The organism is Basilea psittacipulmonis DSM 24701 (genome assembly GCF_000743945.1).
Classification (GTDB): domain Bacteria; phylum Pseudomonadota; class Gammaproteobacteria; order Burkholderiales; family Burkholderiaceae_B; genus Basilea; species Basilea psittacipulmonis.
In genome coordinates, this window is sequence record NZ_CP009238.1 from 1341406 (window position 1) to 1359073 (window position 17668).

Sequence of the window (17668 nt, forward strand, 5' to 3'; positions counted from 1 at the left end):
AGGACCTCAAAATGAGCCAACACCACTACACTACGAAGTCAAATGGGTTATTAGAGCGACTGTTTCATCTAAGCTCGCTCAATACCAATCCTAAAACCGAGTTTATCGCTGGTTTAACGACGTTCCTTACCATGAGTTACATCATCATTGTCAATCCGCTCATCTTGGGTGATGCCGGCATGGATAAAGGTGCTGTGATGGTCGCCACATGTATTGCTGCAGCGATTGGATGCTTCATGATGGGATTGATCGCCAACTTTCCGATTGCACTTGCACCAGGGATGGGCTTAAATGCGTATTTTGCCTATAGCGTGGTTATTCACCAAGGCGTGAGTTGGCAAGTTGCTTTAGCAGCTGTTTTTTGCTCAGGTATTTTATTCCTGTTGCTAAACTTTTTTAAAATTCGTGAGGCCCTTGTTAATGCTATTCCAATGGCATTAAAAATGTCCATTACCGCTGGTATCGGCTTATTTTTGGCCCTTATCTCGCTTAAAAATACAGGCATCATTATTCAAAACAACAATACACTAGTCGCCATGGGTGACTTATTTACTTATAAAACTGGTTTAGCTGCCTTGGGATTCTTGCTCATTATCGTATTAGATCAGCTACGTATTAGAGGTGCTATTCTAATTTCTATCTTGTTTATCACGATAATTTCTGCCATTTTGGGTTACTCAGAGTTTCACGGCGTTGTGGGTGCCATCCCCTCGATTGCACCGACTTTCGCCCAATTAGACTTTAGTAATTTATTCCGCCCAGATATTGTTGCCATCATTTTTGTTTTCTTATTAGTGGATTTATTCGATAGTACTGGCACGTTGGTGGGGACTGCTCATCGTGCGGGTTTATTAGTAAACGGTAAATTACCTCGCTTAAAACGTGCTTTATTAGCCGACTCTACTGCTATTATTGCAGGTGGCGTGTTAGGAACCTCGTCAACCACTCCTTACATCGAATCTGCTTCTGGTGTGGCTGCAGGTGGACGTTCTGGCCTAACGGCTGTAGTGGTGGGTATTTTCATGCTAATTAGCTTGTTCTTTGCCCCAATCGTATCAAGTGTACCTGTTTACGCAACCGCTCCTGCCTTAGTTTACGTAGGTATTTTGATGATGCAAAGTTTATTGCATATCGATTGGAAAGATATGACAGAAGCGGCACCTGCGTTCTTAACCATCTTCTTTATTCCATTTACCTACTCTATTGCAGATGGTATTGCAGTAGGATTCATCAGCTACGCCGTCATTAAATTATGTACTGGCAAAGCTAAAACCGTTCCTTATATGGTATGGATTGTAGCCGCCATTTGGTTAGCAAAATTCTATTTCATTGGCGGTTAACCCCCTGACTCTTGTGAGTTTTTCAAAGCCTCTATCTCTCATGGATAGAGGCTTTTTTTAATACTTCTTCAATAACTCTCAATCTAGCCTGTTCAATGACGTGAGGAATATCCTTTTTTTCTACCTCCTTTAAAAGCGTAGAAATGGGAATATTGATGATCGCGTCTCGACAAGACTGCCAAAACGTTTTTTGATGATTCAGTTTTAACAAAGACATCGTCTCTAAACATGCGGCGAAACGTTCTGGACGACGTATGGCATCACATCCTAATAAAACAGACAAAGCTTGTGATGCCTGATTAGGTAGCATACTTAGCGATGGAGCATACCGTTGTAATAATCTGGCCAAATCATAACAATCATGAGGCAGTTTCAATACTGCATTTAATACGTCCAAATCCGCCTGATACGCTACCATGGCAAATCTTTTATTCAAGTCCACCGCGTCCGATAAACCATCTAACAACTGGCAGTTTAATAGTTGTCCGCCAAAGATAATATCCGCTGCCCCTACTGCCTCTAAAACAGACCACATTCTACTAGGTTGTGTTTGCAACAGTCCTCGTGAAACTTCTTTCCAAACACGTTCTGCTTGCAAGGCATTTACCTCACCTGAATGCACCATTTGTTCACAAAGTGCCTGTGTTTCTGGACTTAACTCAAAATCTGAAAACTTAGCTGCAAATCTAGATAATCTCAATATTCTCACGGGATCTTCAACAAATGCAGGCCCGACATGCTTTAACACTTTTTTTGATAAATCTTCGCGACCATGAAAAGGGTCATGAATTCTACCTTGACGGTCAACTGCTATCGCATTAATCGTTAAGTCTCGTCGCGATAAATCTTGTTCTAAAGTGACATCTTGTCCTGCATAGAATTGAAACCCTTTATATCCCAAAGCCGTTTTTCGCTCCGTTCTTGCCAAAGCATATTCTTCTTTCGTCATGGGATGCAAAAAAACTGGAAAATCAGCTCCTACTGGGATAAACCCCCTAGATTGCATGTCTTGAGGTGTACTTCCCACCACTAACCAATCTTTATCGCCCAAATCTTGACCTAATAAAAAATCTCTTACTGCCCCTCCCACCAAGTAGAGATTCAGCCCTTTTGTGTATTCGTCCTCTTTAGGCAATAACGATTTAACATCCATCTTTAATATCTTTTCAATCTATCAAAAAAACTGTTTAGAAATTTTTCTATACGACTTTTACACCTTAATCAACAACATTTTAATCGATCAACACATCATATTCTTTGACTGCACCTATCGTCCCACTACCACCGTTTATTCGGTAATTTTAGCCCCTATCAGAAAATCCAACTCCATGTATTCATCACACTGACGAAACCTACCATAGAACGATCGGTTTTTTACACTTGATTGTCAGGCAAATAAATTATTTAAAACTCATTTTTTATTATAGTGTTTTTAATCATCGCCAAAGTAGTATGATATGTAGTTAACAGCATTTAAGCCACTTTTAGGTATTCATGATGAACATTAGAAAAGAATTAATAAGCAAACGTCAGTCGTTAAGCCACGATTATCGTTCTCATGCTTCTGAATTGATTGCTCAAAAAGCATTAGATATCCTTAAAAAACTTCCAAAAGGAACATTGATCGGGCTATTTTACCCATTGGGAGAAGAAGTCGATACGAAAAACTTAATCACCACATTAAATCAATTGGGCTATGTTACTTGCTTGCCTGTTACGGTTTCCAACCAACCTCTAGAATTTTACCGTTGGCATCCTGAATTACCTTTAGAGGCTGATAATTTCGGGGTAATGATTCCCAAAGATCGCACAGAAAAAGTTTATCCCCAAGTATTTATCACGCCATTACTGGGTTTCTCCATAAAAGGCGATCGAATTGGTTATGGAAAAGGTTATTACGATCGCACCTTTCATGCGTTCCAAAAAATCCATCCTAACCTTAGAAAAATCGCTGTTGCGTTTGATATTCAGGAATTACCTGCCGATTATCAGGCCCAAGCACATGATGTTCCAATGGATATGGTGATCACTGAAAGTCGTTTGATAACGATACACGAATAAAAATCTTTATTCACTGCATTCTTCTTTCACATCTACCCATTCATTCACGCTTTTTAATATCGCCATTATCTATAGTAAAATAGGTCGTCTTAATCAAATGGCACACTGATTAATCATCTATATCATTCCAACCATTTGGTTAAATCATCTAAATAACCCTTTGATAAGGAGAATCCTATGAGTCAAGTAACATTAGGTGGACAAGGCATCGAAGTAAAAGGAACATTCCCTCAAGTTGGCGATGTACTTAACCATTTAACATTTACAAATAAAGAATTAGCTGACATCGGCTTGGATGCTTATGCTGGCAAACGTAAAGTATTAAATATTTTCCCAAGTATTGATACCGCTGTTTGTGCAACGTCAGTACGTCATTTCAATGCCGATGCAGCGAATTTAAACAATACCGTTGTCCTTTGCATTTCAGCCGACTTGCCTTTTGCACAAAGCCGTTTTTGTGGTGCAGAGGGATTAAAAAACGTTGAAACATTATCAACATTCCGTCATCACGAAGTTCATGAGGCATTAGGAGTGGCAATTACTTCTAGTATTTTAGCGGGTCTCACTGCTCGTGCCGTTATCGTTTTAGATGAAAGCAACAAAGTTATTTACAGCGAATTAGTTTCTGAAATCAAAAACGAACCTAATTACGAAGCTGCTTTACGTTCACTTTAATAAATCAACTCCACTCCTATTTATCTTTGAATCGATAGGAGTGGCCTCTCAAACCATCCTCCATACCATTCGTGTGCGTTGGCTAAGCATTAGAACATGATATGAATACCCGATGCTAAAACGTTAACATCGATATAAGCTGTAATGCCCGTTACATCACCTGTTATCGAATCCTCTTAGTCTATTCGGAATGATCTTAACATTTAAACACACAAAAAATTAAAAATCTTCTGCATAATCTAAGAAATTGATACTGAAGTATGGCATAGAATTACGGGAATTTAAGTTTTTACCACCTTTCCTGAACCACCCAAAAAAAATACCGATCGCATCAGCAATTGACAACGATCGGAATATTTGGCAATAGTCTATATTAAGTTTTACCAACGGAAAGTAACTCCTACTGATGTTGATAAATCACCATTTGAATTTACAGCGCCGGTAACTCTCATCGCTACTTTACCTGTTTTTGATAATCGTGAGAAACCTACCGCCATTGCATTTTCTCCTCTATAATTAGCGGCTCCCATAGCTATAGTCGAAGTACCTGGATGCACGGAAGACTGCAAGTTAGTGGAAGCCAAAGCACTTGCTACATTAGCACGTACTTCTTTTTGTAAATCCTTAATTGCTGTCTCGTAATTATTCTGCATCGCTTGTAACTGTTTCATGTTCACAACATCTGTTTCAGCCAACGCATTACCTACATTTTGAATACGATTGCCTCCGTTATTCAAGCCTGCATCGGTTAAACTCACATTAAGAGTAGGATCGGCATCTGATGGATCAATCATTATGCCTGATGACGTCAAATGAATAGTAGCATTTTGATCGTCACCTTTAAGCACGATACTGCCTGCACCGGTTGTCTTATCAGAAGATATGACAACACCATCTTGTCCGTTTGAACCATGTATCACAATCGACCCTGAGTTATCATCCGTGCTATTGGAATCACTACCCTTATCATGAACAATCGTCACCGTACCACCAGTCGGTATATTACCTTTTTCGGTCTTATTACCCACTGTAATCGATTCTTCAGCAGTTAGATCCGTGCCTGTCATATTATCAGCTAGTTTTATGATCAAATTACCATCTTGATCCATTTCTGTCAAAATATTATCAGCACTATATTCAGATTCATCGATAGCGGAATCACCTATATTCGGATCACCTTTAATACGAATCGTAGAACCTAAGGCAAAGGTCTTTTCTGTGACCCCAGAAGATCCTACTGACTCATCTGCCGATATGGTTAAGCCAGATTGGGCAACAGCCTGTAAATCAGCAATATTAACTGCTTTGTTTAGATCATCACCACTACTACCTAATAGACCTGACGTACCATCTAAATTAGATCCAGCAACAGTTTGACGAGCAGCTTGGATGACGTCAGCCGGATCAGTCGAAGTAGCGACCACGTGTTCAATACCATTAGCCACATTCGTCAACTGCATAGGATCTTTTAAAGCGACTTTGACTGCTACGTCATCTACCTTAGTACCTGATCCATCAGCCTGAGTATTATAAGTATCACCTACTTTATAAACTGGTATTAATGAACCGTCATCTTGTTCCACTACAAAATGAGCAGGGAAGTTCTTATTCGCCACCACATCATTAAGCAGAGACTCTTGATTAGCACTAATCGTTACCGTATTAGTAGTCGCATCAGCACTAAGTTTAATGCCTTTCCCCTCTTTCAAGGTCAATACTGAATTTGCAGGGTTAATTACCTCACCATTATTCGTCACGGTACCTTGATAATGCACTTTGCCATCATCCACTTGAGCCACTTTCACCGTCCAACCAGTGTCTTGTGCGTCTTTCACATCCTTAATCTGCTTGGTCAATGTACCCGCTTGCTCCTCTAGCTGGTCATAGGTTTGTGTTAAGTCAGCGACTTGCTTATCCAAATACTCAAGATTCGCTACACTATTAGGATCATCTGACATTTTCACATTCTGCAAACGCTTTCCTGCATTATCCAAACCTTGAACGGTTAACGACGGTCCTTTCGTACTATCTGTCTGATCAGATGGTGTAGTCGCTAACTGTATGCCCTCTTTAGTGACCGTCACTTCTGATAAGCTACCGTCATCTTGAGTATTTTTAAAGCTTGCCGAATTTAGGTTTTCTAACTCTTTTGACAAAGCAATCAATAAGCTTCTTTCTGCCTGAGCATCTTTTGTAACAACGATATTACCATCAGCGGTATGATCATCATCTAATTCAGTCATCGTTTCACCCGCAGCCACATAGCCACGAACTGCTAGTGCAGTGCCTAACATGCGATGAACGGATCCGGTGTTACCATTAAAATCCATGCCTGCCTGTGCCAAAGCTTGTAAATCAGCCACCGTTGCTACTTTTGTCAAATCGCTATCACTCATTGACAATAAACCATTTGTGCCGGCAATAGCTTGTTTTGCATCATTTTCAGAAATAGGTTTACCTGTTGTCGGTAACCCTAACCCACTAGCGATATTTCTTAATAAAATCGGTGTTGTGGTCTGTCCATCCGTATTTACCGCAGAAAGAATGATTTGATCTTTGGCAATGGCATCACCGGATGTTTTACCGTCTTTCAACTGACTATTTTCTGTGTCACTAGGACGGTAGTAATCATCACCAATTTTCACAAGTCGCTCACCATCAGGAGCGGTATAGACAATATTACCTGCCAAACCATTTCGTAACGAAGTAATCAAATTACCTGATCTACCATCCTGACCATCTTTAGCAGAGATATTCTGACCGGCAAGATTACTGTTGGTATCATCACCTTTTATCTGTTTTCTCACTACTTCATATTGGGATACATTGATCGCATCACCTTCTTCTTTACCCTCAGCAATACCTTTGATCTCAACAGGTTCTCCATTTTCATCAGCTAATTTCAAAGCACCATCATCCAAGACCGTCAAATCTATATGTTCATCGGGTGAACCAACTTGGTAAGATTCCGAGGTCACACTAGATAAGCCTGTTAAATCTTTTGATAATTGGATAGTCAAGTTTTTATCATCAGCTTTAACATACAGATTATTTGTTGCTGTATCTCCAGTTACCGTACCCTCGCCCTGAATAGACAAATCACCACCCAAAGTCACCGGTACTGTTGTCGTTGTGTCATTACCAGTAAAGTTCAATCCTGACGTTGCGACAGCCTTTAAATCAGCCAATGATACTAATTGATCAAAGTCTTCATCCGTCATGGTTAATAAAAGGGTGACTGCTTGTGTTACTTCATCAACCGTCAAAGGCTGATCACCCGTACTAATGCCCAAAGCTGTCGCCACATTTGACAAGGTTTCTGGTGTGATGGTTGTGCCATCAGTAGCCACAGCAGATAACACCACTTTATCATCAGCAACCTCTGAAGCGCCTGAAATAGGAACACCTTGATTCACTTCTGTAGCTTTGTAGAATTTCTCGCCAACCTTACTTAAGCGATTACCCTCTGAATCTGTATAAACAACCGTTCCGCCTAATCCTTGACGTAATGCCAAGATCTGTTGGGATGCTGACTGTCCATTTAGACCATCTTTACCTGCTGCAGAATGCTCAGCAGGCGTTTCTGGAGTATCAGACCCAACCACCAGTTTTTTCACATCATCAAAGTTCTGACGATTGATTAAATCTGTAACGTTTTGTGCATCAGCAATATTATTTAACGTCACAGTTGAGGAACCATCATTGCCCGTCAATTTTAAAGTACCTTTATCTGATGATAGACTAATTTTATCGTCAGATGTACCGAGGTTAAACTGTTGAGTTGATGAAATGGTATCTAACCCTGTCAACTGATCAGCTAATTTAATTAGTATGGTTTGATTATCTGAATTCGCATCCACCACAATATTATTCGCAGCCGTTGCTGTACCTAAATCAGCACCACCTAATAAATTCAATGTCGTACCCAACGCACGATTCACCGCCTGATCCTGATGATCCACAAAACTTAAACCTGCGATCGCTAAGGCTTGTAAGTCACCGGTGTTCACTGCTTGATTAAAATGAGTCGCTGTTAATAAGCCACCTTGACCATCTTTATCGCTACCAGCCATCAACTGACGAGCTTCTTCTGTGCTAATTGGTGCATTCAAAGTATTGGATTTACGCCCAATTCCACTGGCAATATTCGATATAACAATATCATCCGTTGTTGTTCCAGTAGCATTGACCGCAGAAATCACGATATTTGACGTATCAACTTGATCACCTTTCGAACCATTTTCTTGAAGATGATAGTAATTCTCACCTTCCTTAACTAAACGTTGACCATTTGAGTCGGTATAAACAACGGATCCCGAAGTACCGTCACGTAAGGCAAGAACCTGATCTGATAATGATGAGGTACGCTTACCATTCAGACCATTTAAACCATCTTGAGTAGCAACAGGACCCATTTGTTCTGCAGTCACTGTGCTTGAATCCCTACCCACCAAGGCTTGCAATTCTCTTAATTGCTTCATATTAATCGCACTTGAAGGATCTGTTGCATCGGCCAAGTTAGTAATCTTAATAGGCCCACCATTTGCATCTGATAGTTTTAAAGCGCCATCAGGAGTTTTCTCCAACTGAATATTACCAACCTTAAAGCTATTAGCTTGAACGTCTTTCAGATTACTCAACGTACTGGCCAATTTCACGGTTAAGGTGTCACCAGATGAGGCAATAACACCGATATTCTGACCGCTAGACAAATCACTTGCCCCACCAGAGAAAGCAATTTCCTGCGTTAATGCTTTCACCAAACTACCCTCGTCCGTGACAAAAGTAAATGAACCCAAAGCATCACGCCATTTATCTGCATCGATATTAGATGCATCTGTTTTCACATAATTGACCAATTCGCTATCAAGATTACCACTTGAAGTGCTAGAAGCTTGTTCTATCAACTGTTTAGTCGCATCAATCACATCTTTTGCGGTTACCAAACCATCTTTATCAGCAGTAACCGTTGAATCATTTACGGTTAACTGACCTTTTTTGACGGTATAAGTAACGATATGGCCATCTGTATTATTCGGGGTCAAAGTAACGGTTGTATAGTTACCATCTTCTACCGTCACTGTCTTACCTGAGTGAATCGTACCGGCGGACTTACTAGTACCGTGTGAACCCTGAATATTCCACCCTTTGCTTGCCAAATCGTAAGCTTCTTTGACCGCACCTCGAGTAGCCAACCTGTCGTCCTCACCATAATCAGCCGATGTGGCACTCGTGCGATTTTCTAAACCAGAAACCGATTGGATACCTTTTAGATCGCTAGCCAGATCATAGCTAATACCCGTACTATCCACGGTAACGTTCAAATTATTATCCGTAGTATTCGGTGTTTCTGATGTATCAAATACCAATCCCTCTGACAAAGTGGTCGTTTTCTCTTCATCATCAGTTGATACTTTATACGCAAGCGTTGCATCATGTTTAAAGTTCTGTAAACGTTTGTTTAATGTATCATTGATCGTTGATGTCCAATCTTTGGTTTCAACCAAATAAGTATCAGGATCATTCGCATCAGACGTTACAGTCACATTATCGCCTGCTTTTATAATTGTTTTCTGCTTAGCGGATTCATACACTTCTTCGATGGCATCATTAATATTATTTGCATTAGTACCTGCAAACTGATCGGTATCTAATGTACCATCTGTTTTCTTAGAAACGCCTACGATCGTTGCCATGTCACCCTTTACCTGATCTAACTGGCTGTAATTAATCAAAGCCGTATCGTCAGATACATTACCCGCTGCAATATTTGTTAATTTGACAAAATCACCATCGCCTAATACCAAGCTGTTGTCAGATGTTTTCAACGTAATATTGTCTGTACCACTGCCTAAAGCGACGGTCTGCGTACCTAATGCACCGAGTCCTTTCACATCTTTGGCTAGTTGTATATTCAATTTACCCTGTGAGGCAGTGACTTTAATGTTATCTGTGTCACTGGTGCTAAGCGCATTTGATCCACCCGTTACCTTAATCGTACTATTAAGTTTTTGTGTGGTACTGCCTATATCGCCTGTAAAGGTAATACCTCCCAAGACATCACGCCAATTTTCAAGAGTGCTATTAATATTGCTAGCATTCGCATTTGCCAAATTATTGATTTTTTCTGTAACGTTATCCGGAATATTCTGAAGACTAGTCGCTTTGTCACCAAAACTTAAAACAATATTACCGTTAGCATCGCCTGTTGCCAAAATACTCTTGGCTTGACCATTAGCATCGGTGGCTCCTGCAATCGTCAATGTATCTTTGTTTAGAACCATTGACTTCGCATTTTCATAAGTCGCCTCTTTATTATTGTCTGCCTTATAGTGTAAGGTCAAATCTGCATAAGCATTTTCTCGATCACCTTTAGCTTTCTTAATCGCCTCAGTAATAGCTTGAGCTGTATCTTCTGCTGTCGCGAAAGTTGAATCAGCCGCGCCTGTCGTATTGTCTGTCACAACACTACCACGTTCAGGATCAAACTGTACATTTTGTACGTTCACGTCGTATGAAACACTAACATCTGTACCTGACTTAGTTACTTTAGCTTTGGTCCCTGTGCCATCTGAAAAATTCACAGTATGACCTGCTGATACCGTTATCGCGTCACCTGTATCAGGTGCAATCTTCCAACCTTTAGTAACAGCCTCATTGTAGATAGCTTGAACATCCGCTTCCGTAGCCACTTTGTTTTCATTACCATTGATGCCATAGCTGGAATCAGTCACGTTAGTAGTGGAATTCAACCCATCAATACTTGTAATACCTGTCAATGTACTGTTTAGGGTATAAGTAATTTGTCCATTCTCACCAACGGTTACGCTCGTATTTTTACCATCAACAAAGTTCAGAGCTGAGTTCAACATCACATCTTTTGAGGTGCCAGCTACCGTTACGTTTAATGATTGTTGGTCAAAATGATTCGCCAAGTCTTGTTTAGCATCATTGATCTCAGTTGACCAATCATGATCACTGATCGTGTAAGTACGTGTATTATCGTCATAAGTGACGCTAACATGTTCCCCCGCAACAAGCTCGGTTTTCGCTTTAGCGTTCTGATAAATCGTTCTAATGAGTTCAGAAACCGTTTTCGTACCAGTCTGATCACCGTAGTTATTAACAGTCAAACTCATTCCATCAGATCCAACGGTCACACCATTACCCAATGCATCAGCGATACTCTTGGTCATCGCTTTTAGTTGACTGGCATTGACTAAATCTGTTGCATTAACAGCATCAGCAACACCAGAAACCGTGACTAAATCGTTGCCATTACCTAGCTGCAAACCATCGTTATCACTTAGTTGCAAGGCAGAATTGCTAGAGTTACCTAAAGCCATAGTGGTACTTGCCACGCTTTCTAAACCTGCTAGATTTTTGGAAAGTTTTATCGCAAGACTATCCTGATCAGCCACAACTCCAATATTTCCCTCTGAAAAGGTCTTGTCAGAATCTGGATGACCGCTTATTTTCAGTGACTGACCTAATTGTTGATGGGTAGCTGTGTTACCATCAGCGGTATAACGAATCTTTCCTAAGGTCTCTTGCCATTTTTCTTGATGAATGCCTTCTGCATTAACACCTACTTTGGCTGATAACGCATCATCCAAAGTAGTAGGCAGATGATCGATTTTGGTTTTCAAATCTGATTTAAGACTAATTTCAATATTCGATCCATCGGCTTTTGTAATAATATTACCATCACCTTGCAAGGTCAATTTCGCATTTAAATCAGTCAAGGAAATACTACCCTCGCCCTCATTCGCCGCATAATTCAGTTTCAAGCCTGATAAAGCTGTATTAGCATTCTCATCAATCGCAGAAACTGCCTCAGTAATCGCTTTAGCAACATCACCTGCTGTGACTAATACCGGTGTATCCGACGTACCTTGTGTATCAGCAGTAACTGTTTTACCATTAACCGTCAATGTAGTGGTATTGACATCATAAGAAACGGTTGCCCCCTCTTGCGTTTGAGTAACGTTAGCTTTTAACGCATTCCCATCAACAAACGCCACTTGAGTACCGGGAACCACTTTATTCGTCTGTGTTTCATTAGATGACTTAATAAACCAGCCTTGATTGATCGTAGTATAAACAGATTTAACCGCAGACTCGGTTGCAACTGACTGACTACCATAAGTAGAATCCGTTACATTAGCTCTAGCATTAGAAGATAAAACAATACTGCTAACATCCTTTAACTGAGATTTCAAACTATAACGTACCACGCCATTGGCCTCAGCAGATACCGTTAAGTTTTTACTACTATCATCAGCACCGCTTGGGTTCACTCCAAATATCAATCCAGTAGCCAAAGTAGTTGTTTTGGTTTGATCTTCGCCTTGTGCTACATACGTCAAAGAATTTTGTTGGAATTGGTTCTGAATATCCAACTTCAACTTATTAATCTGTTCGTTCCAATCCGTTCCTTTGACAATATAAGTATTCTCATCTGATTCAGAAACTTTGACCTCCAGCTGATTGCCCCCAGCGACTTTTACCTTCTTCGTTGCCTCTTGGTAAACGCTATTGATGGCATCACCTATCGTTGTCTGTCCCGTACCTGCAAAATTATCAACAATCAAATTACCTTCTGCATCAGTCGTTACACCGTCGCCAAGGAAACTGGCAATATTACCTCCCAACGCCTGTTTCGCTTGAGAAAGGTTAATGACATCATTACTATTCGTTGCATTAGCAACATTATGAATCACTACTGCATCTGACTGACCGCTACTTAACTTTAATGTATTACTTTCAGGGCTAGATAATGTAATATTTTTGACCGTACCACCTGTTAACACTAGCTGATCACTAGCCACATTATCCAAACCTTTCAAGTTTTTACTTAACTGTACCGTCAAGGTCTGATCAGAAGCCACTACGCCGATATTCTCATCCGTCAAGGCAGTTAATGCATTTTGATCCAAACTACTGCCGGTTATAGTTAAGGCGGTATCTGCCCCTAAGGTCTTTTGAACACTACCTGTATCCCCCGAAAAAGTCAAACCACCCAACTTTTCGTTCCAGGCACTTACATTAATGCCTGAAGCATCTTTCTTCGCATAAGAGGCGAGTTGTTGAGTTTGCTTAGTACTCGCATCAGAACTAATATCGTTCACCGCAGTATTCAATACGTTTTTCAACGTATCAGCAGTCACCAATCCATCCTCTGTACCCGAAAGGATAACATTGCCCGATTCATCTGTAGTTAAAGTAGCCACTTTTGCCGATACAGTTACTACGCGATCGGTAGCATCAACAACCGTATTTGTTAAGTTACCGTTTTCAAAAGTTACCGTTGCTCCATTACTCACCAATGTAGGAGCCACTGTACCGCTATCTCCCTTAATACTCCAAGATTTATCAATCTCGTTTTTAACCGTTTGAATTGCACTACGTGTCGCCGCACGTGTTGGATCAGTGGCATAATCAGAGGCATCTGGGGTATGTTGGGTCAAACCAGAAATACTTGTAATACCGGTTAAACCCTCTGAGTTTAAAGCATAACTAATCTTACCGCCTTCTTCTGATTTAACCGTTAAGTTCTGATCATTTACATCAAATGTTAATCCTTTGCTCAAGCTCGTGGTTTGGGCATTAGCTCCATTAGCTTGATACGTTAAATTCTTAGCGGTTTGGAACGCTGTTTTCGCTTCTGCTTGTTTATTAGCGATTTCACTTGTCCAGTCTTTACCCGTAACAGTAAAACTTCCATCACCATTATCAGTGACCTTGATATAGTTTCCATCGCCTTTAACATTTACTAAACTGTCTTTTGCCGATTGGTGAATCTGTTGAATCGCCTCAGTTATAGTCGATTTTCCAGTGCCACCAATATCTGCCGCTTTCACTTGTCCATTCTCGTCTAGCGATACGCCCAATGCTTGAGCAATACTATCCTCTTGAGATTTAAGTTGAGCAAAATTAATAGCATCTGTTTGACTAACCGCTGATGCTACTTGAGTAACTTGACGTTCACTACCCGTAGCACCCACCGATACAGCACCTAACGTTTTTCCTGTTAAATCAACGTTACCATAAGGTGCAATAATATTCGCTGCCTCACGATCAGCCTGAGAACCACTACCCAAAGCCACGCTATTTGTAGCGTTAGCAATTGCATTCACACCAATAGCAATCGATTGTTGACCTTTAGCACCGCTGTTGTCTTCGTTTGATCCTTTTGTCGTTTCATTCACTGATACATAACGTACTGCTGAATCATTTGTCGTAATGGTATATCGTGCTTTATTTTCAGCAGTCGTCATATCTACCGACATACCACTGCCAGCTACTAGATCCAGACGGCCCTCTGAAGTCAGTTGACGCGTCGTTGATGAAGTCCCTGTTGTGGCGATTTGCCAATTCACATTATCCGTAATGATTTTTTGAATATTAGCTTCACCTGTAGAAGTAATATTACCTAAATCAGCATCCGCTGCATTTTCCACAATACGACTAAAGTGTTCAGGTAAGCTATTGATGATAGCCGTTAATTTATCGGATGGTCTAACAGAGACAGCATATGTTTTAGCACCTGTAGGATCAGAAACACTTTCATAGTTGACAGATAGCAATCCACGATCATCTGTTCCCAAAATCAGTCCTGTCGTATCTTTCAGGGTAACTGTACCTTCACCCGAGTTACCTTTTGTTTTTAGAGTCGTTGAATATGCAGCAAGTTGTGAGCCTGTGACGGCTTGACTACTTGTTGTGGCATTCGCTAAACCTGTTAGCTTATATTCCCCATTATTTGACGATACAGTCAGTTTCCCAGGCTCAGAAGAAGCTAAAGTAATGCCATTAATTCCCACAGTAGTAAAACTAGGCTTGTCGCTTAATCCAATATTCAATGTCGCTACATTTTTTGAAGCAGACACCGTAGTCTTCATATTCCGACCATCTCCCTTGATAGTCAAAGAACTGCCTAAATATTGTTGACTGTCTGTGCTACCGTCAGAAAAAACCAACCCTTGGTTTAAATGATTAATCGTTTTTCCAATCAAATCCACCAAAGTAATATTGTCTGCTTGGGTCGAGGCACCATTAGCATTTTTAAATATTGCATTGATAGGCGCAAAACCTGTTTTAGCCTCATCGACTTCCAAACCCAAGGTATCTACAACACGTTTAATCTGAGAACCATTAATCGCATCATTAGATGTTGTACTTATTTCCCCCTCACTGACATTACCCAGTGTAAGTGCTGTCCCTAAAGCCAGTCCACGATAAGTGTTCGTACCACTGCCACCGTTATACACCTGTGCCGAAGCATCATTACGTACACCAATTTTTACTCGTGAAGCAATATAATCTACTGCTTTACTGGTAATATGCCCTGCTTCATCAACAGGGTAATACTTACCTTCGCTATAAATCACTTGTTGCTTCTTGCCATTTTCTTCTACATAGTAAACCATGTTAGAAACACGATTCACAGAACTCAAAGCGGTCAACTGACCGACAGTAGCCACATCCGTATCTAATGCACCAGGAGCTACGTTAATCACACGTCGTACACCAACTGGTTGCTTACTATCACCACTTGACCAGCCGCCTACCGATACAAATCCTGCTGCCTCATCTGTTCCCAAATCAAAAGTAGAACCTTGTGCCACATAAGGTGCTAAATCAAGTGCAGATGTCCCTGAAAGCGTTGCTCTTGAAATATCAGAGGGATCATAATAATAAGTAGTAGCGGAACGATAACCTAACGCAACTGAGTTAACACTGGTAGCCCTAGATGAACTACCAATGGCTAATGAATCTCTAGCTTGAGCCACGGCACTCTCACCAACAGCAATAGAACCCGTTTCTGTTGACTGAGCATTGACACCGATTGCAATTGATCGTTCTTTCGAAACACTAGCATTCACGCCAATTGCAATAGATTCACTTCCAAAACTCCTTGCTTTGTTACCCATAACCAGTGTTTTATCTGCATCACTGTAACTAGCTACCCCCATTAATACTGAGTTGTTTGCATTAGGACTTGCGTAAGAATAAGATCCAAACGCTAAGGTATTCGATCCCTCAACCATTACAGCATAACCTAATGTCATGGCATTGGTACCCAATGCATAGGCATGACTACCTAATGCGACTGTATTTTTAACACCATTTGCTGTCTGACCTTTCGTAATTTTTTTATTTTCTGTGCCGTCTGAGTTATAAATGGTCAAATACACATTACTAGTATCTTGCTCTATATCAGATCGAGAGATAGCATTCGTCGCATTATCAATCGCCTGATAATATGAGTCATCGTTATTTGAGGTATTACGGGCTAATGAGGCATAAGATTGTTTAAGTGTATTGACACTTATTGATGAAGTTTTAAACTTAGCGCCCGATAAAACCAATGTCCCCATTGCTACTGAATCAGTGGCGATCGCTCTAGAACGATAACCATAAGCCACCGCACCTGAATTTGATGCTTCTGTAAAATTACCGACAGATACAGAGTTAGGTGCAAATACCCATGCCTCGTTACCAATCGCACTTCCGCCTTTCGCAGTACTGGCTACAAACGAACGCAACCCTACTGCAGTCGCTTCGTCAGCAAAAGCAAACGCTAAAGAACCAATAGCAGTCGATGCTTTACCCAAAGCCAAGGTTCGACCACCGACAGCAATGGCACCTGTACCTGCCGCTAATGTTGGGGAGTATTGATATGAGCCAGCTCTATTATACAAACTATTAAAATTACTCAGTGTCATATAAGAACCACCGACCAAGATATCACTTACTCTTGTTAATAAAGAAGCACCTAGGCGGTCAGCATAAAGACCCCCACCCAAGTCATCATTACCAATTGCAATCGCTGAAACACCTGACGCATAAGTATCTGAACCGATGGCTAGAGACTGTTGATCTGCACCTGAGTTTTGTCCAACCACCACAGCCTGTTCCCGCGCTTTTGAACTTGCGCCAAAAGCTATACTTCCCTTTGGAATTCCTACTGCTGTATCTTCTGCCTTAGCATTATGACCGAAGACCACACTATTCGTGGCATAAGATTTTGCATTAAAACCTAATACTACACCTCGATTATACTGGGTAATGTTATATCCACCACTTACATTTGTTACTACCGCATTAGCAGCATCAGCTCCTATAACCACCGATTGAGTAGAAACCAAACAAGGGGACTCAATCGTATATGAACTTGTACTGGTACCTGTTGGATTCAAAAATACAGAACGTTTATAAGGTTTATTAGGATCAGTTAAATCTTTATAAGGAGAATCAGCTGCAGTAGCCTCATTACCTATATTTGACCTAATATTGCCACTGACAACCACTAATGTACCTGTGCCACTAGGATAGCAACCCGCAGCTACTGACCAACCCGGTATTAGAGAAAGTCCCAAAGCAATACTTAGCAGCAGCCCTCGAAAGCTAGGTCTCTTCAAAGACTTACTGTTTTTTTCTGATGACTTACCTCTATTGGTAGATAGTTCAGATACCACAACGATGCAATTTCGCTCTCTACTGTATTTTGTTTTGTAAACTTTATTCATAATATTTAACTTTTAAAACAAAGTTACCCTACATACTGTGTGGACAACTCTCTTTTT

At 40.7% G+C, this 17668-nt stretch carries 5 protein-coding genes; 3 read left to right on the forward strand and 2 right to left on the reverse strand.

The window, feature by feature from the left end; genetic code table 11:
• The first annotated feature begins 11 nt into the window (after positions 1-11).
• Positions 12-1340: an NCS2 family permease gene (locus IX83_RS05815; protein ID WP_038500192.1), complete on the forward strand. Its 1329-nt coding sequence runs from the start codon at positions 12-14 to the stop codon at positions 1338-1340.
• A gap of 31 nt (positions 1341-1371) precedes the next feature.
• Here IX83_RS05815 and IX83_RS05820 read toward each other — a convergent pair whose 3' ends face one another.
• The gene (locus tag IX83_RS05820; RefSeq protein WP_051919393.1) at positions 1372-2493 is read right to left on the reverse strand and encodes a CCA tRNA nucleotidyltransferase; all 1122 of its coding nucleotides are present in this window, start codon (positions 2491-2493) and stop codon (positions 1372-1374) included.
• 341 nt (positions 2494-2834) lie between these two features.
• Here IX83_RS05820 and IX83_RS08610 point away from each other — a divergent pair, with 341 nt between their 5' ends.
• Both IX83_RS08610 and tpx read left to right on the forward strand, forming a co-directional pair.
• Positions 2835-3401: a 5-formyltetrahydrofolate cyclo-ligase gene (locus IX83_RS08610; RefSeq protein WP_077315822.1), complete on the forward strand. Its 567-nt coding sequence runs from the start codon at positions 2835-2837 to the stop codon at positions 3399-3401.
• 177 nt (positions 3402-3578) lie between these two features.
• Positions 3579-4076 (forward strand): thiol peroxidase, encoded by a 498-nt coding sequence (gene tpx, locus IX83_RS05830; protein WP_038500195.1) that lies wholly within the window; start codon positions 3579-3581, stop codon positions 4074-4076.
• 380 nt (positions 4077-4456) lie between these two features.
• Here the strand turns inward: tpx and IX83_RS05835 are convergent, their stop codons facing one another.
• Positions 4457-17611 (reverse strand): YadA-like family protein, encoded by a 13155-nt coding sequence (locus IX83_RS05835; RefSeq protein WP_038500204.1) that lies wholly within the window; start codon positions 17609-17611, stop codon positions 4457-4459.
• Positions 17612-17668: the final 57 nt, after the last annotated feature.

What these genes read in the sequence shown, in the direction of transcription:
- IX83_RS08610 (WP_077315822.1), top strand. Translation starts at nt 2,835, where the DNA reads ATGATGAACATTAGAAAAGAATTAATAAGCAAACGTCAGTCGTTAAGC.
- IX83_RS05815 (WP_038500192.1), top strand. Translation starts at nt 12, where the DNA reads ATGAGCCAACACCACTACACTACGAAGTCAAATGGGTTATTAGAGCGA.
- IX83_RS05835 (WP_038500204.1), bottom strand. Translation starts at nt 17,611, where the DNA reads ATGAATAAAGTTTACAAAACAAAATACAGTAGAGAGCGAAATTGCATC.
- IX83_RS05820 (WP_051919393.1), bottom strand. Translation starts at nt 2,493, where the DNA reads ATGGATGTTAAATCGTTATTGCCTAAAGAGGACGAATACACAAAAGGG.
- tpx (WP_038500195.1), top strand. Translation starts at nt 3,579, where the DNA reads ATGAGTCAAGTAACATTAGGTGGACAAGGCATCGAAGTAAAAGGAACA.